The sequence below is a fragment of the Paenibacillus sp. SRL342 genome, assembly GCF_984798905.1.
Genome location: NZ_OZ481790.1, coordinates 1,686,509 through 1,709,700 on the forward strand (window position 1 = coordinate 1,686,509; position 23,192 = coordinate 1,709,700).

A 23,192-nucleotide genomic window follows, 5' to 3' on the forward strand; every position below is an offset into this window, starting at 1 on the left:
GAAAGTAAGGTTGTGTTTATACGCCAAGCTGCTGTTTGATCTCTTGGATCTGTCCCAGATGACGTTCCTCATGATAACTTGTAAAGTCAATCCATTGGGTTAGATCCATCTCACCAAATACGGGATGAGGAAAGGACTTGCTGCGCAGCAGGTCAGGATCATGATCCAATGCAAAGTTATTTAACGATTGGTGAGATTCGTCCAGATCATTGCGTACGTCTGCAAGTGCTTCGGGCGCTGCTGGAGGCTGAAGATGGGGTGGTGCCTCTACGGAGCGGCTGCGGTCCAACGATAATTCATATGGTTTTTTGTCCACAGACACCGTCTGTTCCTTCTCGAGGGCCAGGCGGGCTTGTTTTCCAATGACATTTTCCATCAGATTCAGATGACGTAGTACTTGCATAATACTCCACTGTTCGGGTGAAGATTTTCGGTTCAATTGTTCTTCTTCGAGTCCTGAGATGGCTTCCCAAATTTGGTTGCGTATATTGTCATTACGAGTAAACATCGTGCAATCCTCTCCTTATATACGGGTTCTATGATGCGGGTAGTCTGTGTATGTTCATTACCCAAAATGTGGATGCTTATTCTTGAAGCATTGAGAATGGAAAGAGTGAATGCGAACCTAGGCAAGATTAGCCTTTGTTAGATGTGATTTGTGCCAAATAAAAAAAGCCGTTCTCCATGAACGGTTCATTTAAATCCATCCCAAGTCCAAAAAAAGATTGACGGGCAGACCCCGGCAAACTATAATCGGTACAAGTAACTTGATATGTAAGGAGTCCTGACATGATATGTTAGTAATCGACGAGGTGTATCACCATACAGCATTGCAAATATCATCGTCCGATTTATTGTACCTTATCGAACGGCTGAAGGTCAAAAAAGAAAATGAGATCCAAACGCTCAAGCAGAAGATCGAACAGTTCGAACAGAAGCGTCGAGCGGAAGAGGTTGCTTATCAATCGTTGTCGCCCGTACGCAAATGGTTTGCGGGCCGCCCAGCATCCCATCATCAGGCGGTAGAGTATATGGTGCAGGTGAAGGAACGTTTTCGCAAGATGGAACAGATTCGCAGACGCATACGTGAATTGGATCAGATCGCAGAACGAATTAAGCATCCGGACAGCATTGAGCGGGACGAGATTGAGCTTGCGTCCGATACAATCCGTGAACTCAGACAGCTTAGTGAAACGGAGGATGTATAAACATGACTTTGGAGACGTTAAGCACCGGGATTGATACGGTCTGGGTCGTACTGAGTGCAGCGATGATTTTATTGATGGAGGGTGGATTCGCCCTGCTCGAGGCTGGCTTTGTGCGTTATAAAAATAGTGTGAACATTATTATGAAGGTTTTTGCTGACATTACGATTGGAACGTTGCTGTTCTATGCTATCGGTTTTGGACTGATGTATGGTTCGGACGTTGGCGGTTTTGCGGGAGTAACGGGATTTTTCCTGAATGGGGATTTGTCTCACCTGGACGTACCGGTATCTCTGGAGACATTCTGGTTGTTCCAGGCTGCCTTTACCATTGCTGTTATTTCCATCGTTTCAGGAGCGGTAGCCGAGCGGATCAACTTCCGTGCCTACCTGTTGTATATCATATTGATGACGGCGATTATCTATCCAATTGGTGGACACTGGGCATGGGGCGGCGGCTGGCTTAGTCAGCTGGGGATGCAGGACTTTGCCGGTTCGGCTGTTATCCATGCACTCGGCGGATTCTCGGCACTGGCGGCTGCGATTATTATTGGCCCGCGTAAAGGCAAATACACGCCACTTGGCGTAAGTGCCATTGCACTCCCGAGCAATCTGCCACTGGCATCTGTAGGTGCATTTCTGTTATGGTTCGGCTGGTTTGGCTTCAATGCTGGTAGTACACTCAGTGCGACGGATGTAAGAATTGGTCACATTGCGATTGTTACGATGTTATCTGCGGCTTCGGGTGGTGCGGTTACGTTGTTGTATACGTTATTCCGCTTCAATCGTTCAGATGCGCCATCGGTCATTAACGGTTCACTCGCGGGACTCGTCGGCATTACGGCAGGCTGTGCTTTTGTTGGTGATGTAGCAGCGATATTCATTGGGGCAGTATCCGGTCTATTGATGATGGCAGCCACTAACTGGCTGGACCGTCGGCAGATTGATGATCCAGTTGGTGCTTTCCCGGTGCATGCTGCATCCGGAATGTGGGGCACGATTGCTGTAGGTCTGTTTGCTACGGATGGTGGATTATTTATGGGCGGCGGCTGGAGGTTGCTGGGTGTTCAAGCACTTGGCCTTACAGCCTTAGTCATCTGGGGATTCGCCATGACCTGGATCGGGTTAAAGTTGATTGGCAAAATTGTGCCTGTACGTTCGACAGAAGAAGAGGAAGATTTGGGTCTGGATATCAGTTATCATGGTGTGATGGCAGCCCATCAGGCCCATGAATTCCTGGATGGTGAGGAGCATATGCGTGCTTACCAGGAGAAGTCTTCTGATCCAAATCGTTAAATGGAATATAGAATTAAGGAAGTAGACTGACAAGGAATGTCAGTCTCTTTTTTCTATATAAATTGGACTGCACATTTACACGAGAACGTAGAGGACAGAAAGAACCTGAAGAATCGAAGAGTTCGCCTTTATCCCCGGATTTTTACCTTTGCAAAGGTGAATCTAAAAAATTCTGGGGATAACAGCGATCGGAAGGTTGTTCTGTCATCGGAGTGGTAAGTGTAAAATATTCTTAAGTTCAATTTATATAGAAGCAGGGAAAGACGTCCGGGCGGAAGAATATACAGGTGTGAACCTGAATATGTCTCAGCATAGGTGTATTGTCAAAAGGGGAGGATCTATATGATTAAGCCAGAACAATGTGAACGTCTGACCAGAAAAGCCCGTAAAACACTTGAGGAATATGGTTTGGGAGTTGCTGCCGATCTGCTGCTGTCTTCAAGCCGCTGGGGAATTCGCCTCGATGTATCCACACTGGACGAATATCGCAGAACAGGAAACTCACGTGTGGGTGGACATCCGGATTTGCCAAGTCGCATGGAATGGCCCGTAACACAAGAAGGAGTTCTAATGACTTTCCTGGCCCAACTGAACCTGGTGGATTTGTCGCCGTATACGCCGAATGATGGGCGCGGGACTTTGCCTGAACGTGGAATGTTATACTTTTTCATTGGCACGGATGAATCTGCTTGTCCCATTGAACATCGTGTGATTTTTGAGCCAAGTTCTCATAACCTGATAAGGCGAGAACCTGAGGGTGATACCGCGCTGGATGGAGCACCGTTTGTTGCACATTCGGTGACTGTGCTGCCTAATCTTGAGTTTCCTACATATGCATATATTGACTCCAACGGGCTGAATGAGCTCTCGCCGCCGAGGCTTGAGAACGATGAGGCCGAAGCGGAAGTGAGTCTGTATGACCGTTACCTTGAATTCGAGTCGAGTTGGAATCATCCAAGTACGCTGAATTGGGGTGGGATGTTTGGATATCCTGACGGGCAGCATCCGGATGCCGAGCATCGTGCCTTGTTACAGATCGCACTGGGAGAAGAGTACGATTATAATGAGCAGGAGTGTGAGAAGAAGCTGACCAAGCATTACGGCGGTGATGAGGATCGGACATGGCAGGAACTATCCGATACGCTGCTGCTGTTGAAGATAGATACGCATGATGCTATTGGTTTCCAATGGTGGGATTGCGGGGAACTGCAATTTTTCATTCGCAAGTCTGACTTGGAGGCTGGACGATTCGAGCAAACGTATTGTTCGTTATACTCAAGTTGAGCAAAGATTTGAAAACAAATAGGCAACAAAATGTCCTGAATCCCGTCTATAAGAAGGAGGAAGGACTTTTTTGTTCGTAGATTGATAAATTTGAGGTATAACTTGTTTATATATTAGGGAGGGATATCTTGGTTGATAACCGATCATATGTTCTGTATAATGGGATAAAAAGGAAGTGTGTCTGTTGATTCAATCTGCGTTCAAACATATTGACGTGGCCGTAACATCGTTGATTGATATATGTGATCAGTTGTCGGAAGAAGATTTGGCTTTGACTCCAATTGAAGGTAAACGGCCTGTTGGAGAATTACTAGCCCATCTGTCTGTGATCTGCCGAGCGGATGTTTATATTTCCGAAGGTGCATCGGAGGAAGAGATGGCTCAATTCTATGCAGAGAATCAGGCGCATTCGCTCGGTGAGATCAAGCAGGCTTTGATTGATAACCAGATGTATCTATACCAACGGTACAGGCAGTTTAACACGGAAGAGTTATTACATGTGACGGATTCGTACTGGGGAGCTTCCTATAGTCGGCTGGAGTGGTTACTTGAGATTATGGGGCATGTATATCATCACAGAGGACAATTGTATACGATGCTGACCCTGACGGGCAAAGAACCCGAATCAGTACTTTTTAAATAGAAACGGATAGAATACATATAAGCATGTTATAGGAAATATCATGGGTTAAAGTGGGAATAGACCGACGATACTACACGCCATACGTGAAATAACGGAGGATTCGGGACGTGGAACAACACGATACATGGAATGCATCGATGGACAATACGTTAATTGACAGGTTAAAACAGATTCCTGAACTTGGTCAGGCCACGCGGATTGAACCTGTTATGAAGGGTTATTCAGCAGATACTAAATTCAAAATGTTTATCCCTGGTCAAGGCCATGTGCTGGTGAGGGTGTATGATATTGCTGAGGAATGGATGAAGCAAAGGGAATATCAATATTTGCAGAGCATGCAACAATTAGGTGTACTGTGTCCAGCAACGTTGGGCACAGGTAGATTGGATGAGAAGAACGGATATATGATTCTTAGCTACATTGAAGGCGAAGATGCTTCCGAGAGACTGCCTCAGCTGAATGAACAGCAGCAGTGGGCGGTTGGTTTGGAAGCAGGAGTGCAGCTACAGCTGATTCACCAGTTGCCGATGGAGGGACAGATCGAATCATGGTACATACGCAAGAGCACCAAGCATCAACGTTACGTGGAGCGCTATAAACAGTGCCCTATCGTGATGAAAGAGGATCATGTTATTCTAACGTTTATTGCAGACCATCTTGGTTGGATGAAAAATCGTCCAGATGGATTTCAGCATGATGACTTTCACCCGAGCAATCTCGTCGTTAAGCATGATAAACTCGCAGGAGTGGTTGATTTTAATCGTTATGATCAAGGTGATCCCATTCATGAATTTTTGAAGCTGGGTTTGTTTGCTTCGGAGATCAGTATTCCATATTCCATAGGTCAAATTCAGGGTTATTTCGATGGCAATGAACCGGATGAGTTATTCTGGAGATTGTATTCACTGTATACGGCCATGGCGCTGGTGTCTTCTGTGGTGTGGATTCAGCAGGTGAAGCCGGAAGAGACACATGAGATGATGACCAAGATCGAACGTGTCCGTGAAGATCATGATGATTTTCGCAGTTTCATCCCTCGGTGGTATACTTTGAACAGGTAAGGGAAAAGCATAGCCAACAGATTATGCTAAGGTATACCCGGATCAGAAGATTATATTTAAGGCCAGGCAACGAAGTGGAACTTAGGCACAAGCGGTTATTACTGAAGACGTTTAATATTCGGTATGAGGAGGATGAAATGAACAATAGACACATGAACTCGGATGGAGAGCTGCCTGGTATCTCCGGATTGGGCGGATGGCTTATTTTAATCCAGATCAGTCTTTGGTTTGCGTTGGTGTTTCTCATTTCGGATGTATCGCAGGTGAATGTCATCATGGACCCTGCCAGATGGGAAGTAGACCGTGGTGTCGATCCTCAGATTTACACGGAGATGATCCGTCCACTCCTGTGGTTTGGTTTCATAAGCAGTACCATTCTATTGATGATCGTTATCGTGAATCTCATTCTTTTATATAAACGGAAGAGACAGTTTCCGCGTATGATGATGGTGATGTACCTGATGAATGTGATCATAAGCATCGTGACGTGGATTCTGATTGCGCGCAATGAAATCCCAAGAGAACAGCATGTGCTTGATGCAACTCCGGCTTTTCAGTTGATCGTACGATCCATTTTGACGTGCTGTATCTTCATTCCATATTTCCTGAGGTCGGTACGTGTGAAAAATACGTTTGTGAAGTAAATAGACTTCTTCGATTGTCTCACTGCACTATAGTGCTCTATAGGATAGTGACACGTAAGGCCCGTTGCTATACAAGAGATCATCCTGTATGCTAACGGGCCTTTACGTGTGTTGAATATATGAAAAGAATAATCATTTCGATGATGATTGTTCCCGAATTGAGGCGGGAATTCGGCGTATCATCTGGTTTAATACCTCGGAGAGCACCAGGCCTACGGCAATAGCTCCGGATAACATGAGTGCTTTGGCGGCCATCTCCATAGCGGCACTGTAGTCATTTTGCACAAAACTTCGCATCGCATTATACGCCAGTCCACCAGGAACGAGAGGAATGATGCCTGCGACGCTAAAGATGATGACAGGTGCGCGAAACATGCGAGAGAATACCTGGCTGATGACACCTACGGCTATGGTCGCTGCAAGTGTAGCAGGCACCGCATCCGCTGCATATTCAAGCACGATATAGATGATCCAGCCGATCATGCCGACAAATCCACCGTGGAGCAGCATGCGCCGTGGTGCGTTGAAGATGATCCCAAACGCGGCTGAAGCGACAAAACTGGTCAAGGCTTGTTCAATAAAATGGAGCATATCCTGCATTCCTCCGTCTTACATAAAAAGTGAAAATACAACTGCAATGCCGGTACCTATGGCAAAGGCGGTCAGAAATGCCTCGGCTCCCTTGGATAATCCGGAGACAAGATGTCCGGCCATTAGATCGCGTACAGCATTGGTAATCAGCAGCCCCGGATCCAGTGGCATAACCGAACCAATAATGATTTTGTCCCGTTCATGACCTACTCCCATGTAGATCAGGAGAAAAGCGAGTAAGCCAATAACAAAGGATGCCGTAAGCTCGGCAAAGAATTTGACCCGCACCAACCTGTGAAAGGCAATAACGGCTGCATAACCTATGCCCCCGCAGATTAACGCCGGAAGAAAGTCGCTCCAGCCCCCGCCAAACATAATGGTAAAACAACCACTGGATAACGCTGCGGCCGTAAGCTGCACCGCCGTTGAATAGGAGGAGGGCTTGCCTTCGATCTGTACCAACAGATCATGAGCTTCCTGAGCGGATAGCTCACCTTGCCCAATGCGGCGGGAGACTGCATTCACCTCAGACACCTTGTCCAGATCCGTCGTACGCTCGGAGATACGAATCAGCTTGGCGGGTTCGGTTGCATCAACAGAGAAGAAAATGCCTGTCGGAACAACGTAACTGTGCGAATGGGGTAAACCCAGCGCAGCCGCCATACGTTTCATCGTATCTTCCACACGGTAGGTTTCACCACCGCTTTGCAGCATGATTTTGCCTGCGAGCAGACAGATTGCAATCACGCGGGATTGTTCAGTAGGGTTGCTGCCAATCATACCCGTCTCGGCTTGTGATACGGGTGATGAATCATGACGTATGTATTCCAACCGGATCAAGCTCCGTTTCATATGAGATATGGGGTGGTGCGACACCATTGTATCATATTTCACACGCTCGCAAGGAATCATACCGCACCATGGCCGGGACCATAAAAAAGCTTCGTTCCCAAGACTTGAAGATCTCAGGAGCGAAGCTTCTTGGAACAGGTTCGGATATGGAAGTACAATACCCCTACATCAAGAGTGTGATAACCAACAATTCATACAGCACAAGCGGCAAAATCGTTGGTCCAAACAAGGCGCGCGGTTCAGGATATCCATGCATCGGGGTAACCTGGAGATACAAAATTCCCCGGTCTGCACTGATGATGACACCTTCCCACACTTGCCCATCGATATTCTGGACTTGTACCTTCTTGCCTACATGCTGCCGGGCTGTATGATGAAGCATATTCCGCACACTTTGCACGGATTGAAGCATCGGTTGATTGGCTTGATACACGACACGTGTGGACGGCGTGGATGTGGATTCAGACATGATGCACAACCCTTCCTCAAAATAAGTTCTTACTTCAAGGTATGCATCTGCCTATAAAAGGTGATTACACAAACGCCATCTCAAGGCTCCCGCGTCCATTTTCGTAGGCGACTTTGCCTAATGCTCCATTCACAAAGGTGAGTTGGGGCGGAACATGGCCGAGATCCACATCGTACAGTACAGGGACATCCAGATCCCCAAGTGCAGAGGATAGGGCATCGGTGAAATTGAAATCGGCTGTATCGGAATAACCCGCAGGTCGGCCGAACATGAAACCTTTTACACCTGCAAACCAGCCAGCCTGTTTCATCTGCCACAGATGACGGTAGATATCCCCCGCATTCATCTCACAGCTTTCCAGATACCAGATCGTTCCTTCGTCTGCACAGTACTGATCCAGATAGGATGCAACAGGTGCATATGGCGTGCCAATCAGACTGGAGATCGTATCCATACAGCCACCGATCAGCCGACCGGAGAACGACACAGCGGTATCTGCATCTTCCGAGTGGCCGAGCTGTTTCCAGCGCGAAGGTGTGTCCAGGTTAAATCCAGGAGATTCCGGTTTCCATGCCGATTGATAATGTGTGGAAGACGATTGTGTGATCTGTCCGCCGTATTTGGTCTGTAACACATCAATCCAGCGCGCAGTCACGGGATCGAGGGCGTTTGATCTTAGATCCACATAATTGGTGCCATGTGCTGATGCTGTTCCAGTGAGCAGAGTATAGGCGAACAGGAAGGTACTGATATCCGAGTATCCCATGACCCATTTGGGCGGTAATGATTTCAAAGCTTCCCAATCCAGCAGAGGGAGGATATCCATGAGAAACTCCCCGCCCCATGGAGGGATAATGGCTTGAATAGTTGGATTGCGGAAAAATTCATTCATCTCTTCGGCGCGTTCTTCTTTGGAGGCACTAACACATTTGGTATTGTGGCGGAGCGACGGGCTTTCCATCACGCCAAAACCAAGGCGCACCATGTTGCGTTTGCTCTCCTCAAGGTAATGGTGCAGGGATTCGCCTACACCGCTGGAGGGTGCTGCCACACCGATCATGTCCCCTTGCGCGAGTGGTTGCGGATAACGGATGGAACGATTATTCATTGCGGAAACACCCTTTCCTGTAAACATATCAATTTAATGTAGTTGTTTAATATTTTCATTATAGTGCATGAATACGTCGTGTGGCTTGCAATTATGGCTGTTACATTTTCTTTAGGGAGTCACAGGAATTTCAATAGAGAACGGTGCACGAATTTGATCAGGGTAAGAGAATATTTCCATTGTCAGATCTCCTTTGGCTGCGGCTCCATTTTTAATGACAACTCTTGCTTCAAAGACGGAAGGGCTCCAGCTTACTTCATTAATGTCGAAGGGGTTTCCTTTACTGTCCTCAATATTGGTAAATGATAGCCCTGATGTAGCATTTTGAGCATCTGCAATTGAAAACTCGAGGATCAGATTTTTGCCCTGGACCGTGCTTTGCAGCAATTTCAAACTCGATGGGCCGCCTTGTATTTCACCTGAAGAGGGATCGATACTGATAACCAGTTCCTCCTTATCCACTGCTGAAAGGCCAGATCCTTGCAAAGTCAGTTTTTTCGGAGTGGAAAAGTACATGCTTTCGAAAAAGACGGAATTTCCAGAGCCTCCGATGGAAGATGAATCGGTTCTCCATGCTCGGCCTTGCTCATCTACCAAGTGCAGATCACGAATGCCAAAGATTTTTTTGGTGTTGTTCCGATCATATTCGATATCAAGTACAAGACGAGTGGGATACAGAACGGCCTGTTTCACATGAATATGCTGCCCGTCCACGGTCATAGTTTGGTTTACTGGAATGATTTTTTTCATGCCTTTTGTTAAGCTGTGGTCCACGGGGAAGGTGATTTTCCACTTATTATTCGTTTTCTTACCTCGTTCCTTAAATATAATGGTCAGCTCTTGTGGCGGTAAAGATTCTGTGAATGAGACATCGATTTTATCCTCATAAATGCCATTTTCTGAAGCAGGTCTAGGTGAAAAATAACTAAATGCAACAGGAAGATCTTTACCGTTCTCATCCAGCAAATCGATATCATAGTTGAATTTCTCGGGATCTTTCATGCCTTTCATCGTGTAAAAAATAACCATGCGTGACTCGTCTGTGATAATTCCATCAACGGTCAAGGAAGTACCATCATGCTCGTCGGTGACGCCGACCTTCTGCAAGAGGGACTGATCAATCGCCATCATTAATCCTTTGTCCTGGCGAATCATGCTAACAATGCCTTCCATGCCAGGCAATTGCTCCACGAAGGACGCAAAAGCGGGAGAGACACGGATACATCCCGTAAACAGCAGGATGAGGGCAGCTGCCGAGATGGAACTCATATACCAGCGCAACCGGGACTTGCGTTTACGAGCAGCCTGGCGGATTCCGGACTGCACAGCCTGATAGGCGGCATCGGGCACAGGTATGGTTTCGTACTCCGTCTTGCGAGCATTCAGACGTTCTTCCAATGTGTCGAATGAGTTTTGTTCATCCGTCATCAGGATACATCTCCTTTCGTTTCAAGTTGATCACGGAGCTGTCCGAGTGCCCGATGTAATCGGGATTTTACAGTTCCGGTCGGGATGTCGAGAATATCGGCAACTTCAGTTAAGGAGAAACCTTCGAAATAACTCAGAATAATAATCTGTTTGCAATCCCGGTCAAGGGTGGATACGGCGGCAGCAAGATCGGGGTCCGCAGGACGATCCCAACTGCTGGATTCAATAATCTCGGTGACGGGACTGAACCGACTTTTGCGTTTGCGTTCGTCCGCACAGTAGTTGAGCAGAATGCGGATGAGCCAAGTGCCAAAGTAGGAGGGCTCTTTTAATTTTTTGAGTTTATGGAAGGCCCTGAACGTTGATTCCTGAATCGCTTCGAGCGCATCACCTTCGTTATGCAGGTAGGCATAGGCGATACGGTACAGTTGGCTCTGATGTAATTCCATTAAGGCTGCAAAAGCCTCGGCATCCCCTTTTTGTGCGGCGATGGTGAGCTGAGAAGGGGTCACATGGCTCCTCCTTTCATGGATATGTTGAGTATTAGACCGTGTAAAGCTTCAAACGGTTCTTGTTTTCTTAGAAAAATATGTATGTACCTGATTTCTATAATAGTTGAACTACGTATTTGCATGAGAACATACAGGACAACAAATAACCGTCAGACCTTCTCTTTGTACTCCAAAAAGAGTCCTGACGGTTATTCGCGGTATTGCTCACGTTAAATCTAATCATTATTGCTGATGCGCTGTAACGGCTGCTAGCAGACATGAAGCTGTAGACGTGTTACCACGCTCAAGTGAAATATCCAGTGCGGTTTGGCCCGCTAAGTTTAGCGCGTTTGGATCAGCTCCATGCTGGAGTAACATCTCAATAAGTTCGATCTGATCCGTATGAAATGCTGCGGAGTGCAACGCATATTGTCCATCGCTGTCCAGAATACTTGTGGATGCCCTATGTTCGAGTAAAAGGCGGATAACTTCTGGCGAACGTTCTCCCGCAAGCGCGGCATGTAGTGCAGTATTGGACGGAATAAAAGAAACCCGGGAATGAGAAAGGGCGTTAACATCGGCTCCATACTCCAGAAGAAGACGAACTGCTCCTGCTTGTCCATAATGAGAGGCATATCCCAGCGGAGTTAACCCATCCTGATTTTCAGTATTGGTGAGTTCCGGGTGAGAAGCTAGCAATAATTGCAGGTTGGCCACATCTCCAGACTGTGCAGCCTGAAATAGTTGATTAATCTGTTCTGCATGATTCATAAAGGAATACCTCCATCTGATGAGATAATGTAATTATAGATGTTCCTCTTCAGAGGTTCTTCTTCATAATCACCTTTTTGCCCGCAGCTGGGAAGGAGAGCTATGGAAGCGTCTAGTGAATAGTGAACTGAACGAACCGAGGCTTTCGAAGCCCACATCATAACAGATATGGGTGACAGACCTGTCCGAATCAAGCAAAAGCTGCTTCGCAGCCAATAGTCTGCATTCGGTCAGATAACGATGGGGTGAAGTACCAAACAACTTTTTATAACTGCGTAGAAAATGATTCACGGATAGTTGTGAAGCCGTTGCAGTCTGTTCTAGCGTTAACGGCCGATCATAGTAGGCGGAGATATACTCATGCCCGATATACACTCTTCGGTACAACTCTTCTCTGGTTGAACGTCTGATCATATCCAGTTCGTTGATCTCTTGCTGAACATTACGGTGTAGATCCAGCATGTGAACAGCGAGCAGATGAAGCTGCTCCGCTATTGCCCAGGAATCCAGTGTGTCTTGACTGTACAAATTCCGCAAATCATTCAGAGCTGCGCCAAGCCGATTATCCATGGCATATGTACGTTCTACCCACTCCATCTTGTTAGAGGATGAATAACTATACGGCTCATCAAGTAGACGAAGATCACTGGTCATTAGATTCCGTCCGATCTCTTCCACATAACCGGGAGGGAAGAAGATACAGAAGGATTCAACTGGAGTAGATGAATCAATGTGGAGACTATATTCCTGACCCTCATTCAGAAGCAGATAGTTCTCATTATTAACTGCGAAGTGACCGCGGCCCGCTTCATAGAGCGTTTTTCCGTTACGGAATGTTTTCAGTGATAACGAGCCGCTGCCTTTCCAATCGAATTGGGAACTCGATTCATGCAGAATGAAGGGGACAGGTCGAGGAAGAGGAATCTCCAACACTTGCAAGCACCTCCAAGCTTAATTCTGGTTATACAGCTTCTTCACAGCCTCCAGCCCAGGTACCGCGAAGCAGGCGAGTGGAGAGGGCAGATCATTCAATGGGAACCAACCGATCTCACCGATGGCTCCGCCTTCTTCCAGATTACGAGCATGGCCGCCAATCACCTTGGTGGAATAGAGCACGGATATCCAATGTTCCTTCTGTTGTGGCTGGATCGTCTCCGCCGTACAGAGCAGACTGTCAATGGCGATATCCAGATTCACTTCCTCCTTGATTTCACGGATGACGGCAGTTTCGAGTGATTCATAGGGATCTACTTTCCCGCCAGGGATACTCCAGGTGTGCTGTTCGGGCTGACGATTCCGCCAGGCGAGAAGCACTTCGCCCCGTTCATTCAGGATGACCGCACCTACGCCGATGCGAGGTGAAATTTCAGATTCACCTTTTGGAACAGAACTTAATTCCGACATTGACAGCGCAGCTTGTTCGTTCCCATTAGGTTGTGCAAAACCACCCGCGTCCATATCCCCAGATTCAGGAGTACGATTAGACCGGAATGATAAGGGAAGCCCAGACTGTGCCGACCATTCTTCAGCAAGGATACTCATTGAGATCAGGTCATAATGCATGCCATCCCGCAAAACTGCTGAACGCTGGCGACCCTCTTCCCGGAATCCGGCTTTTAGGTACGCACGTCTTGCGGCTTCATTGTATTCGATGACTTCCAGCGCAATCCGGTTCAGGTTCAATTCGTGGAATCCATATCGAAGAATCAGAGCCAGAGCGTCGCTTCCGTAGCCTTTACCTCGATCATTTTCTTCGCCGATGCCAATGGCCAGACGAGCAGAGCGATTGTTCCATTCAATCCGGTACAGGGCTGTGAAGCCAATGAATCGGTTACCCTCCAGTGTACGTAATGCAAATTCAAATCCGTTGTCTCGGCGGACAGAGGAAGACCCTGTCTCATCCGGCGTTAACGGGATCGCGATATCGGTATCCATGTTGCGCAAGTATTCATAATCGTCTGTGAAGCGGGAGAGACGCATGCAATCTTCCGGGCATGGGGCCGCTAATCTGACTTTGGAACCTTGAAATCCATTTAAATGACGTGGAGACATGTTGCACCTCTTTTATTCGATATGAAATCAATCGTTTCTCCCCATTATACTACGAACAGAAGCGGATACCGAAAAATGGCACCAAACGAGCTATACTCAGTGGAAAAGAACCATAAAAAAAAGCAGCCGTTTCAGGCTGCTTGTACATTAATTATTTCAGATCATTCAATAAATTCTTCATTTTTTTGTAATGTCCACTGACCCGATCAACCATGTAGTTATACATGAGCTGGTTCTCTGAAAGGTCCGCCATTTCCTTGTCAATGTCAACGTTATTGTTGTTATTGTTCATCGTAGTTTCGTTGTTCTCGACAATTCGGTACTGTACGATGGAAGAATTGGGATCACTGACAGGGAAGTGTTTGTTATGAGTCCGCTTCATGGCGAGCTGATCTGTTTTGCCATTTTCAACGATACGTCTCAACTCTTCCTGAAATTCTACCGTTTTCTTTTTGTAGTTGGGTGTGTCTGCATTGGCAATGTTATTGGTGATGGCATTGTGTTGTGCAGTAAGCGCTTGTAACAGTGATTCGTTACGTCTTGTCGTATTCGTTTCGATCACGGGCTCAGTCTCCTTCACTGTAGATTGTACAGTTACTTCTATAATAAGAAATAAAGTTGCACACTGTCAACATAACAAAGAAAAAGACAAGCACATGCCGGAGGCCCCCCCGAAAAGAAGAACCCTGCCTTCATGAAATCTTGTCTTAGACTTTGCCCTTATGGATCAGCGTTGAACAACCTTTTTAAGAGGGACGATTAATATTTTTACCATAATAGATCTCGTCCATCTCCAGCTTCAGCCACTCCGTAATCTCCTGTTGTTCCTTTTTGCTGAGCTTATCCTTGGTGTACCCAAACAGATAATTGTCGAGATCAAATTCCCTCAGTTTACACTTGGTGTGAAAGATATTCTCCTGATAGACGTTTACGTCAATCATGTCAAAGCTGCTCTTGATCTCGTCCGGAATATAATTCTGAATCGAGCCGATCTCATGGTCAATGAACAGCTTGCGTCCGCTTGTATCCCGCGTAAAACCACGCACCCGGTAATCCATCGTCATAATGTCCGTATCAAATGAGTGGATCAGATAATTCAGCGCCTTAAGTGGTGAGATCTCACCACAAGTGGAGACATCAATGTCCGCACGGAAGGTACTGATACCTTCACTAGGATGAAATTCAGGGTAGGTGTGCACAGTGATATGGCTTTTATCCAGCTGCATGACAACGTTATCGGGCAGAGGGCCAGGAGATTCATCGAGTGATTCTTCAGGGATCTCCACAATCGGACCTTCCGAGACAAGCATCGTCACACTCGCACCTTGAGGCACGTAATCCTGCTGGGCAACATTAAGAACGTGGGCTCCGATGATGTCAGAGACGTTGCTCAGAATTTTACTCAGCCGGGCGGCGTTATACTGTTCATCAATATATTCAATGTAAGCTTCGCGTTCGTCTTTGGTTTTGGTATAACAGATATCGTACATATTAAAGCTGAGCGACTTGGTCAGGTTGTTAAATCCATGCAGTTGAATGCGCTGCTCTGGCGTAATTGTCATGGTTGCAGTTCCCCTTATCCCATACGACATATCATCGCAGTTATAATACTACTTATACCCAACCTGCCTCGAAAAAAAACATATGTACGGCATTCAAAATACGATTCCCCTCTGATGAAAGCTATGCATGAATGGACTTCAGATGATCTACATTTTTTCAGAATGAAGAATCATCAAAGTCTATAACATCGTTCATGCGCTCATCCTCAGCTACAGATTGAATATCCTCTGAAGTGACACTGATGATTGTATAGTCCTCGTTCTGCTGTTTCTTCACGGCTTTTTCCTTCACAAAACGGGGACTGCCTTCTCCAGCATCTTCGTCATAGACGAGCAGAAGACCGTCGCTTTTACGCAGCAACAGGTCATCCCGTGAAGTGAACTGCCACGGCCCGATATAAGGTTGATTGCTAATCGCACCGTAATAGTCCACACCCGAGAGGATGGAACGGTAATACTCCTGCTTGTCTTCTTTCCATTGTTCCTCCGGGTTCTGAAAGGCAGTGATGATCGACAGTTTCAGATGTGGATACGTCTTCTTCAGATCAATCACCACTTCGCAGGCCCACAGATCCACACCGTATTGTCCCGGCGTCAGCACCCATTCCAGACCATCCTCGACAAGGGGAGTGAGGCGGGAGGCAATGGCCTTCTTGATAAATGGAATACCTTCATGTTTCTGTCCAAAAATCTGCAATTCATGTGCCCGGTAACCGGTGATTAACAGGTTTTTCAGTGTCCGTTCCTCCTTTCAGGCATGATCAATCGATTAGTGAATTTTCTATATATGCACACATTAGAGGTGCAGTTATTTCGCAGGTGGAGTTTCTGCACGGAACGGATACAGGAATGGCTTCGGAATATCCGTTTCGAATGACATTAACTCATCCGTTGTGGGATGGATAAACGAGAGTATACGTGCATGAAGTCCGAGACGGCCAAGGTCTCTTGTACGTGCACCGTATTTTCTGTCACCGGCAATCGGATGTCCGAGATCTTCCATATGCACACGAATCTGATTTTTACGGCCTGTCTCCAGACGCACTTCCAGCAGGGAGAACTCACGGTTCGATTTCAGACGTTTGTAATGTGTAATGGCGTGTTGTCCATCATTCGGACGAGAGCTGGAGTACATTTTCAGCGTTTTGGTTTCCTTCAGCCAAGAAGAGATGGTGCCTTCTTCTTTGGCTACTGAACCTTCAACAAGGGCAACATAGACGCGGTCCTGCACATTTTCTTTCCAGTTGTTTTGCAGCTTCTGCTGCACCTCTTCACTTTTGGCAAACATCATCACACCCGATGTATCCCGATCGAGACGATGGACAACAAAGATCCGATTAAGCGGGTTGGTGCGGCGTACATGCTCTGTCAGTTGGCGATAAGCCGTCAGGTCATCCGTCTTGTCTGCGGCAATGGACAATAGTCCGGCTTCCTTGCGGATCACAATGATATCATCGTCTTCATGCAAAATGTTAATACCCGTCAAGGATGGAGCAGCGACTGCACCTTCTTTTCGAATGTAGACAATCTGACCTGGCGTCAGCGCTTCATTAAACTTCGTTACGACCTTCTGATCCACGGATACCTGTCCACGACCCAGAATGGACTTCACTGCGTTCCGTCCTGATTTCAAATGCTGCAACAGGAAATTCAACAGTTCATCCTTTTCGGTCACTTTGTACTGGCGTGGTGGTTCCTGCTTGCGATAGTAGGAATTGCCTGGTCGTTTGGATGCGCTGGCATTTTTGGGTTTGTTGCCTCCAGCTTTCTTGGGTGCACCCGATGATTTAGCGGTTATTGGCTTCTTATTCTCCTCCGTATTACGTGATGCGGAAGCACCTGATGTTTTGGCAGATGAGAAGTTGGACTTGCCGGAACGTGCTGAAGATGAACCTGTATAAGATTTCCCCTTGGCCGAGGCCGATGTCTTGCTGGTTGGACGTTTGCGTTTATTCATGAATAGTAATCTCCTTCTGAACAGCCTGTACCGCTTGTGTGCATACGATCCGTTCATTTTCGTTATGCAGTTCAATATACCATTAACAGTCGACAAATAAAAATAGGTTCATGCAATCTGCTATACATCCAATCATAAGAGTAGTGAGATTCATAGGATAGGGTATCCCATAGCATTGGAGGTGTTACTCATGGGCGTGTTTCTCGATATGAGAACTTCGATGAACTCGGCAACCGTAGGACAGCCCGGTTTGTCACTGTCAGAATCCCCGACAGCTTTCGGCACCATTGGTCTGCAGACGCAGGGCGTGGTGAATCCCATTATTACGTTGAACGGGACAGTAGGTGTTACGGGAGAACTGGGAGATACCTTTGTTGTGGAGCTTGTGCGGGGTTTTTTATATGATCCTTTCTATATCATCTACCGTGCTGAAGGTACGATTGGACAGAACGGAGGTGCCGAATTTCATTCGTTCACAGCTCAGGATCTAGCTGCACCACCAGCATTGGAAAGTGTGTATACTTCGTTCATCTCGGGGGTGTCCACAGCAGTAAGAACTGGGCCGGAGATGTTATACGGTATTGCAGCCACCGGTTAGTAGTGAAAGGCGAAATAATACAGGCAGAGTGCTTCGTGATCACTTCCGTTGACGGCAGAGTTCGCTTCATACCCCAGAAACGCAAGACAATGCAGTGATAGGTTTCGACTAGCGCCAGCAAGAAACCCCCGGCTTAAGAAGTCGGGGGTTTTTGCCGTACAAGCATCTGCACGTTTCAAATACAACTCACGAATCTAAAGTTTGGAACTGTCCATGATCAGTTGGCACGGCCTTTCAGAATGATGTTGTTGGCTTTGCCAAAATCGATGGCAACTTTGCCTGCGAGTGCAGCTGTTCGCTCCGCAAGGATAACCGCATTGACGCCACAGGAGAAGAGAGCGACATCGAAGGTATGTTGATTATTCTGAATCCAGTGCAGCGTTTCATCCATTTGCTCATAGCTGTCGAAAGGCAGGGCAGTCACAATGTTCAGATTATACGGATCACGTTCGAGCATGACACGCAGTGCCTCAATCTCACGAGTAACGAGTAACACACGCTTGCCTGCAAGCATCTGCCAGAAACGCGGGTTCTGCGCCAGTTCCCGATTAACACAGGCATGACAAGTCAGTGGAGGAGAGATGCCAAAGTGTGCAAATACCATGTCGGTCAGGGGTCTTTTGAGATAATCGGGAGCATTGATGGTGCTGTCACCACGAGGAAGAATGCCGACGATATCGGCACGTTGCAAGGAAGCGGCGACTTCATCCCGTAGTTTCGGGTTGGGAAGACGAAGTCCCTTTTGCCCTAAGTTGGCTTTCTTGGCCCAACGCTCCTGAAGGACTTGTTCCGTAGGCCATACGGTTTCTTGAGACATGACGATATTCTCGCCATCACCGACTCGTACAAGAGACAGCGGTCGGTGTTCCAGAAGTGCCGCTTCGAGCTGATCAAGCACACCTTCCATTTCAAGATAGATCGAATTCATTGATGGGTTGCCTCCTTTGAAAATTGAACTGTTCTATTCTATGTTGCGAATACCGTAACGATATGTACGTTCGACCCAAAGGGCGTCATCTTCGGTTGTATATCAATCTATTTATATGAAAGTTAGTACATCTGTCGGTACCGCTTCTATCAACGTTTCATACGATATAGAGTGCTGGATTCACAAGCGAGATGTGGCTTGTAAGCAATCAGATAGATAGAAGATGGTCTTCGTAGGAAGACAGCATCAAAACTATGAAAACAGTCTGTATCCGACAAACGGAACTTGCAGCGTTCATGAGGAGGAATGTTATGTCCAGGAAAGTTGTGATTGAGATTAACTTCAACAATTACGGGATGGACCCGCAGCGATTGACGCGGGAATGGCTGGAACGTCGGATGAGCATCTTCCGCACGTTCACATTGCATTGCCTGAAGGCGCAGACAAATCAGGATTTCCTCACAGTGGTGAAGTTGTCCAAGGAATCCGGGGAATTAATGCAGGAGATTTTGGCGGGTCAGGAGCCGCTTCCTTCCAATATTCGTTTTGGAACCAATATCGAGAGTGTGCGTGCCATTTTGGAGTTTGCCAATGGTTCGGAGCAACTCTATATTGCCCGTCTGGATTCGGATGATTTATACCATAAAACCTTTGTTCAACAGCTCTACGATATTCAACCACAGCAGCAGACGATGGCATTGATTAACCAGAACGGATATCTGTGGGACAGTGTGAATAACGAGATGGCCCCAGCGTTTCACCGTTCTCCACAGTTCTATGTCTACTTATATAAAACAGCCGAATACGCAGCAGGATACCGGGTCAAGCTTCCGGGCAGAGGTACACATGGCAATGTCATTGAACTTCCGCACGAACTGCTTGCTCCGCGCAATTATGTCAACATCGTACATTCGAGCAATACTTCAACCAAAAAGGTACCGCCCAAAGACCGGTTAAGCCGGGATGAGATGGCACAGGTACTACGCGAATTCATGATCTGATCAGGGAGGGATTCATCCATGATTCAAGGACAAACGATTCTGATCACTGGAGGAACGGGCTCCTGGGGTCAAAAGCTGACTGAGGTACTGCTGGAGCAGGACCCGGCTGAGATTCGCCTTCTGTCACGTAATGAATACGCCCAGATTGCGATGCAGCGAGAGTTCAACCATGATCCGCGTCTGCGATTCATCATTGGGGATATCCGCGATTATCGGGCAGTGGAAGATGCATGCAGAGGTGTGAATGTGCTCTTCCATCTGGCTGCGCTGAAGCACGTTCCGGTCTGCGAGGACCAACCTGATGAAGCGTTCAAGACCAATGTAATCGGGACGCAGAATATTATTCGGGCTGCGATACGCATGCAGGTTGCCAAAGTCATCGATGTGTCCACCGATAAGGCGGTAGATCCGATTAACGTATATGGCATGACCAAGGCTTTGGGTGAAAAAATGATGATCCGTGCCAACTGGCTAAGTGAAGGTACCCGGTTTGTCTGCATCCGCGGGGGCAATGTGCTTGGAACCAGTGGCAGTGTTGTGCCGTTGTTCCGGCGTCAGATCGATGAAGGCAAAAGCCCGACCATTACGGACAAAGGCATGACCCGTTTTTTCCTGACGCGTACCGAAGCTATACATTTACTGCTTAAGGCGGCTGAGGCGGCCGTGGGCGGAGAGACTTTTGTGATGAAAATGAAAGCTTGCAAGATGACGGAACTTGCATCCGTCATGTTGGAACAGGCAGGTCGTCCATCCTTCGATTATAAGGTGACGGGAATACGTCCAGGCGAGAAATTGCATGAAGTGTTGATCTCGCCCTTTGAAGCGCCGCGTACGTACCAATACGATGCGCAGTATTATGTCATCCTGCCGGAGCACAAGGACAAGAGCCTGACGGATCAGTACAGCAGTCTGCCACGTGTGAACTTCTCCGAGTATCGCTCGGACAGTGCCATGATGAACAAACCAGCGATTGCCCGGTTTTTGCGTGCAGGTGGCTATATCGATTAGGGTGTGTCTCAAAACTCGCTCGGAGTTTTCAGACACGCCCACCGAGGGGAGGCGGAGCGTTTGGAGGTGGTAGGTATGGAAGAAAATCATCAGCACAACCAGCACGAAGGTAATGAAGAGTTACAGCAACGTAACCTTATACAACATATTAATGACCGCTCCCTAAAAGCTGTTGTCATTGGTCTAGGCTATGTGGGTTTACCCATGGCTGTAGAGATAGCACAGGCCGGTTATCAAGTCCACGGGATTGACATCGATACTTCCAAGGTAGCTAAGCTGAACGCCGGGAATTCGTATGTCATAGGTATAGAAGATGATGTTGTGCAGTCGCTTATGCAGGCTGGATTATTCACGGCAAGCACCGATTATGCAGCGGTGAGACAGGCGAATGTCATCGTGATCTGTGTGCCCACTCCGCTGACTGCCGATCATCAACCGGATATCTCGTATATCTCGGCCGCGGTGGATGGCATGACTCCGTATTTGCAGGAAGGCAGCCTGGTTATATTGGAAAGCACGACCTATCCGGGCACAACGGAAGAACGCGTGAAACAACCGATTGAAGTGGCAAACGGCTGGCGAGCTGGAGAACAGTTCTACGTCTGTTATTCTCCGGAGCGGGTAGATCCGGGCAGTGTTCATTATGGTGTGAAAAATACCCCGAAGATTATTGGTGGTTCGACACCCGCTTGTCTGAATTATGGTAAACAGTTCTACGGCTCATTCCTCAACGAAGTTGTTCCGGTTAGTTCAACAACGGTAGCGGAGACGGCAAAATTGTTCGAAAATACATTTCGTAGTGTCAATATTGCACTCGTGAATGAGTTGACCCCGGCCTGTGAACAGATGGGTGTAAACATCTGGGAAGTACTGAATGCGGCGGCAACCAAGCCGTTTGGTTATATGCCCTTCTATCCCGGTCCCGGTATCGGCGGACATTGTATCCCAATCGATCCGATCTATCTGTCCTGGGCAGCAAACCGTCAGGGATCGGAGCTGCAATTCATCCAGCTGGCGGATGCAACCAATCGGCAAATGCCAGAGAGAGTAGTGAAGCGTGCCTCGGAGCTGCTGAAGCAGAATGGTGTATCTGTGCGGGGAGCACGTGTTGTACTGGCGGGTATGGCTTATAAAAAAGATATTGACGACTTGCGCGAATCGCCAGCATTGGACGTTTTTCGGCTGCTGAGCGTAGCGGGCGCAGATGTGGTTTTCACCGATCCAATGGTGCCTGTCTTCCGGAAGGATGACGGTACGATGCTCCAGTCTCGGCCTGCTGTACCGGAATTGTGGACAGGAGCTGATCTGGTGATCATCACCACGGATCATTCGGCATTCGATTATCAGGAGATGGCGGATCATGCAAAGCTGATTTTTGATACACGCAATGCAACGGCCGGATGCCACGGGGGAAATATTGTGGTGCTGGGTCAGCCTGTACGGCGAGGAAACACGGGAGAAACCTATGGCGAATCATGACCGGGTGAGTGAACGCTATTACGGCGAGATCAATTCGGAGGATTCTCATGAAGCGACGAGAACACGTATCCACTGGATGTGTCGTGCGGCGACAGGCAAACGCATCCTGGATGTCGGGTGCAGTCAGGGCATTACGTCCATTCTACTGGCACGTGAAGGATTTCGTGTCACTGGCATTGATTTGGAAGAAGAAAGTGTCCGATATGCGCAAGCTGAGCTTGCCAAAGAGTCTAGGCCAGTTAGGAACAATGTGGATTTTCGAATGCTGGATATTACGCAATGGAAAGTACGGACGACCTTTGATACTGTGCTGCTTGGAGAAGTACTGGAACATTTTGCTCATCCGGAGACGTTGTTGGTCCAGATTCATCGGCTGCTGCAAGAGGATGGGACGCTGGTTGTGACCGTACCGTATGGATATCATCCGTTCTATGACCACAAGCAGACCTTCTATGCAGGAAGCCTGGCGATGACCCTGATGCCGTATTTTGAAGTCTTGAAACTTGAAGTTCATCATAAATATCTATGTTGCGTGGCCCGCAAACGGCGGAGTACACAACTGCATATGTCGCCGACTTTGGATCAATTGATGGAGTGGATGGAACTGGATCATGTCCATTTTGCCGAGGTGGAACATCAGCACCTCCGCGTAATGAAGCAGCGCAAGAAGGCACTGGACAGTGCGGTGGAGCAGGTGAAACGGCTTCGCCGTCAGGAGAGTGGAGAAGTGTAACATGGGATACGATTGTAACAGGATAGGATATA

General features: G+C 47.5%; 26 protein-coding genes and 1 pseudogene. 11 read left to right on the top strand and 16 right to left on the bottom strand.

The features are described from left to right. Positions 1-16: 16 nt before the first annotated feature. On the bottom strand, positions 17-508 hold the full coding sequence (locus AC4E8D_RS07540; RefSeq protein WP_339183014.1) for a DinB family protein: 492 nt from the start codon (positions 506-508) through the stop codon (positions 17-19). Between the two features lie 286 nt (positions 509-794). On the opposite strand from AC4E8D_RS07540, the gene AC4E8D_RS07545 reads away from it, so the two are divergent. The 6 genes from AC4E8D_RS07545 (at position 795) to AC4E8D_RS07570 (ending at position 6,132) form a co-directional block, all read left to right on the top strand. Beyond that, positions 795-1,208 carry a hypothetical protein gene (locus tag AC4E8D_RS07545; protein WP_490206015.1) on the top strand — a complete coding sequence of 138 codons (414 nt, stop codon included), beginning with the start codon at positions 795-797 and terminating at the stop codon, positions 1,206-1,208. Positions 1,209-1,210: 2 nt separating this feature from the next. Next, the gene (locus tag AC4E8D_RS07550) at positions 1,211-2,500 is read left to right on the top strand and encodes an ammonium transporter (protein ID WP_036610695.1); all 1,290 of its coding nucleotides are present in this window, start codon (positions 1,211-1,213) and stop codon (positions 2,498-2,500) included. Positions 2,501-2,842: 342 nt separating this feature from the next. Continuing rightward, complete coding sequence (locus tag AC4E8D_RS07555) at positions 2,843-3,784, top strand: DUF1963 domain-containing protein (protein WP_339183017.1); 942 nt, start codon at positions 2,843-2,845, stop codon at positions 3,782-3,784. Between the two features lie 175 nt (positions 3,785-3,959). Next, on the top strand, positions 3,960-4,427 hold the full coding sequence (locus tag AC4E8D_RS07560) for a DinB family protein (protein ID WP_339183019.1): 468 nt from the start codon (positions 3,960-3,962) through the stop codon (positions 4,425-4,427). Positions 4,428-4,534: 107 nt separating this feature from the next. Next, positions 4,535-5,488, top strand: a complete 954-nt coding sequence (locus AC4E8D_RS07565) for an aminoglycoside phosphotransferase family protein (RefSeq protein WP_490206016.1) — start codon at positions 4,535-4,537, stop codon at positions 5,486-5,488. Positions 5,489-5,625: 137 nt separating this feature from the next. Next, positions 5,626-6,132, top strand: coding sequence for a DUF2569 family protein (locus AC4E8D_RS07570; protein WP_490206017.1), 507 nt, complete (start codon positions 5,626-5,628; stop codon positions 6,130-6,132). A gap of 132 nt (positions 6,133-6,264) precedes the next feature. Here AC4E8D_RS07570 and AC4E8D_RS07575 read toward each other — a convergent pair whose 3' ends face one another. The 14 genes and pseudogenes from AC4E8D_RS07575 to AC4E8D_RS07640 form a co-directional block, all read right to left on the bottom strand. Next, positions 6,265-6,723: a threonine/serine exporter family protein gene (locus AC4E8D_RS07575; RefSeq protein ID WP_339183025.1), complete on the bottom strand. Its 459-nt coding sequence runs from the start codon at positions 6,721-6,723 to the stop codon at positions 6,265-6,267. 18 nt (positions 6,724-6,741) lie between these two features. Further along, on the bottom strand, positions 6,742-7,503 hold the full coding sequence (locus AC4E8D_RS07580; protein ID WP_490206477.1) for a threonine/serine exporter family protein: 762 nt from the start codon (positions 7,501-7,503) through the stop codon (positions 6,742-6,744). A gap of 235 nt (positions 7,504-7,738) precedes the next feature. Next, on the bottom strand, positions 7,739-8,044 hold the full coding sequence (locus AC4E8D_RS07585) for a hypothetical protein (RefSeq protein ID WP_047842070.1): 306 nt from the start codon (positions 8,042-8,044) through the stop codon (positions 7,739-7,741). Between the two features lie 64 nt (positions 8,045-8,108). Further along, the gene (locus AC4E8D_RS07590) at positions 8,109-9,152 is read right to left on the bottom strand and encodes a S66 family peptidase (protein ID WP_221819268.1); all 1,044 of its coding nucleotides are present in this window, start codon (positions 9,150-9,152) and stop codon (positions 8,109-8,111) included. 111 nt (positions 9,153-9,263) lie between these two features. After that, positions 9,264-10,580, bottom strand: coding sequence for a DUF4179 domain-containing protein (locus tag AC4E8D_RS07595; RefSeq protein ID WP_490206018.1), 1,317 nt, complete (start codon positions 10,578-10,580; stop codon positions 9,264-9,266). Beyond that, positions 10,580-11,092, bottom strand: coding sequence for an RNA polymerase sigma factor (locus tag AC4E8D_RS07600; protein WP_339183034.1), 513 nt, complete (start codon positions 11,090-11,092; stop codon positions 10,580-10,582). Before AC4E8D_RS07600 ends, AC4E8D_RS07595 begins: the two co-directional genes overlap by 1 nt. Positions 11,093-11,314: 222 nt before the next feature. After that, positions 11,315-11,842 carry an ankyrin repeat domain-containing protein gene (locus AC4E8D_RS07605; protein WP_490206019.1) on the bottom strand — a complete coding sequence of 176 codons (528 nt, stop codon included), beginning with the start codon at positions 11,840-11,842 and terminating at the stop codon, positions 11,315-11,317. A 69-nt stretch (positions 11,843-11,911) separates the two neighbouring features. Continuing rightward, positions 11,912-12,775 carry a helix-turn-helix domain-containing protein gene (locus AC4E8D_RS07610; RefSeq protein ID WP_490206020.1) on the bottom strand — a complete coding sequence of 288 codons (864 nt, stop codon included), beginning with the start codon at positions 12,773-12,775 and terminating at the stop codon, positions 11,912-11,914. 18 nt (positions 12,776-12,793) lie between these two features. Beyond that, complete coding sequence (locus AC4E8D_RS07615; RefSeq protein ID WP_036611088.1) at positions 12,794-13,246, bottom strand: NUDIX domain-containing protein; 453 nt, start codon at positions 13,244-13,246, stop codon at positions 12,794-12,796. Between the two features lie 159 nt (positions 13,247-13,405). Next, positions 13,406-13,894 (bottom strand): annotated as a pseudogene (locus tag AC4E8D_RS07620) (GNAT family N-acetyltransferase); the annotation flags it as partial. A gap of 151 nt (positions 13,895-14,045) precedes the next feature. Then, positions 14,046-14,456: a flagellar basal body rod protein FlgB gene (flgB, locus tag AC4E8D_RS07625; protein WP_221819275.1), complete on the bottom strand. Its 411-nt coding sequence runs from the start codon at positions 14,454-14,456 to the stop codon at positions 14,046-14,048. Positions 14,457-14,640: 184 nt separating this feature from the next. Then, complete coding sequence (gene speD / locus AC4E8D_RS07630; protein WP_237176454.1) at positions 14,641-15,456, bottom strand: adenosylmethionine decarboxylase; 816 nt, start codon at positions 15,454-15,456, stop codon at positions 14,641-14,643. A 157-nt stretch (positions 15,457-15,613) separates the two neighbouring features. Continuing rightward, entirely contained in the window at positions 15,614-16,192 is a 579-nt protein-coding gene (locus AC4E8D_RS07635) for an SLOG family protein (protein ID WP_490206478.1), read from the bottom strand. A 72-nt stretch (positions 16,193-16,264) separates the two neighbouring features. Beyond that, complete coding sequence (locus AC4E8D_RS07640; RefSeq protein ID WP_490206021.1) at positions 16,265-17,413, bottom strand: RluA family pseudouridine synthase; 1,149 nt, start codon at positions 17,411-17,413, stop codon at positions 16,265-16,267. A 190-nt stretch (positions 17,414-17,603) separates the two neighbouring features. Here AC4E8D_RS07640 and AC4E8D_RS07645 point away from each other — a divergent pair, with 190 nt between their 5' ends. After that, positions 17,604-18,011, top strand: coding sequence for a hypothetical protein (locus AC4E8D_RS07645; protein ID WP_091015180.1), 408 nt, complete (start codon positions 17,604-17,606; stop codon positions 18,009-18,011). Between the two features lie 217 nt (positions 18,012-18,228). Here AC4E8D_RS07645 and AC4E8D_RS07650 read toward each other — a convergent pair whose 3' ends face one another. Then, entirely contained in the window at positions 18,229-18,939 is a 711-nt protein-coding gene (locus tag AC4E8D_RS07650) for a GT-D fold domain-containing glycosyltransferase (RefSeq protein WP_221819277.1), read from the bottom strand. Between the two features lie 311 nt (positions 18,940-19,250). Between AC4E8D_RS07650 and AC4E8D_RS07655 the strand changes: the two genes are divergently transcribed. The 4 genes from AC4E8D_RS07655 to AC4E8D_RS07670 all read left to right on the top strand — a co-directional run bounded on the left by AC4E8D_RS07655 (position 19,251) and on the right by AC4E8D_RS07670 (position 23,160). Further along, a complete protein-coding gene (locus AC4E8D_RS07655; RefSeq protein ID WP_490206022.1) occupies positions 19,251-19,940 on the top strand; it encodes a glycosyltransferase in 690 nt (229 codons plus the stop codon). A gap of 18 nt (positions 19,941-19,958) precedes the next feature. After that, positions 19,959-20,948, top strand: a complete 990-nt coding sequence (locus AC4E8D_RS07660; protein WP_339183048.1) for a polysaccharide biosynthesis protein — start codon at positions 19,959-19,961, stop codon at positions 20,946-20,948. 75 nt (positions 20,949-21,023) lie between these two features. Further along, positions 21,024-22,427, top strand: coding sequence for a nucleotide sugar dehydrogenase (locus AC4E8D_RS07665; protein ID WP_339183050.1), 1,404 nt, complete (start codon positions 21,024-21,026; stop codon positions 22,425-22,427). Then, positions 22,414-23,160 carry a class I SAM-dependent methyltransferase gene (locus tag AC4E8D_RS07670; RefSeq protein ID WP_339183052.1) on the top strand — a complete coding sequence of 249 codons (747 nt, stop codon included), beginning with the start codon at positions 22,414-22,416 and terminating at the stop codon, positions 23,158-23,160. Before AC4E8D_RS07665 ends, AC4E8D_RS07670 begins: the two co-directional genes overlap by 14 nt. Positions 23,161-23,192: the final 32 nt, after the last annotated feature.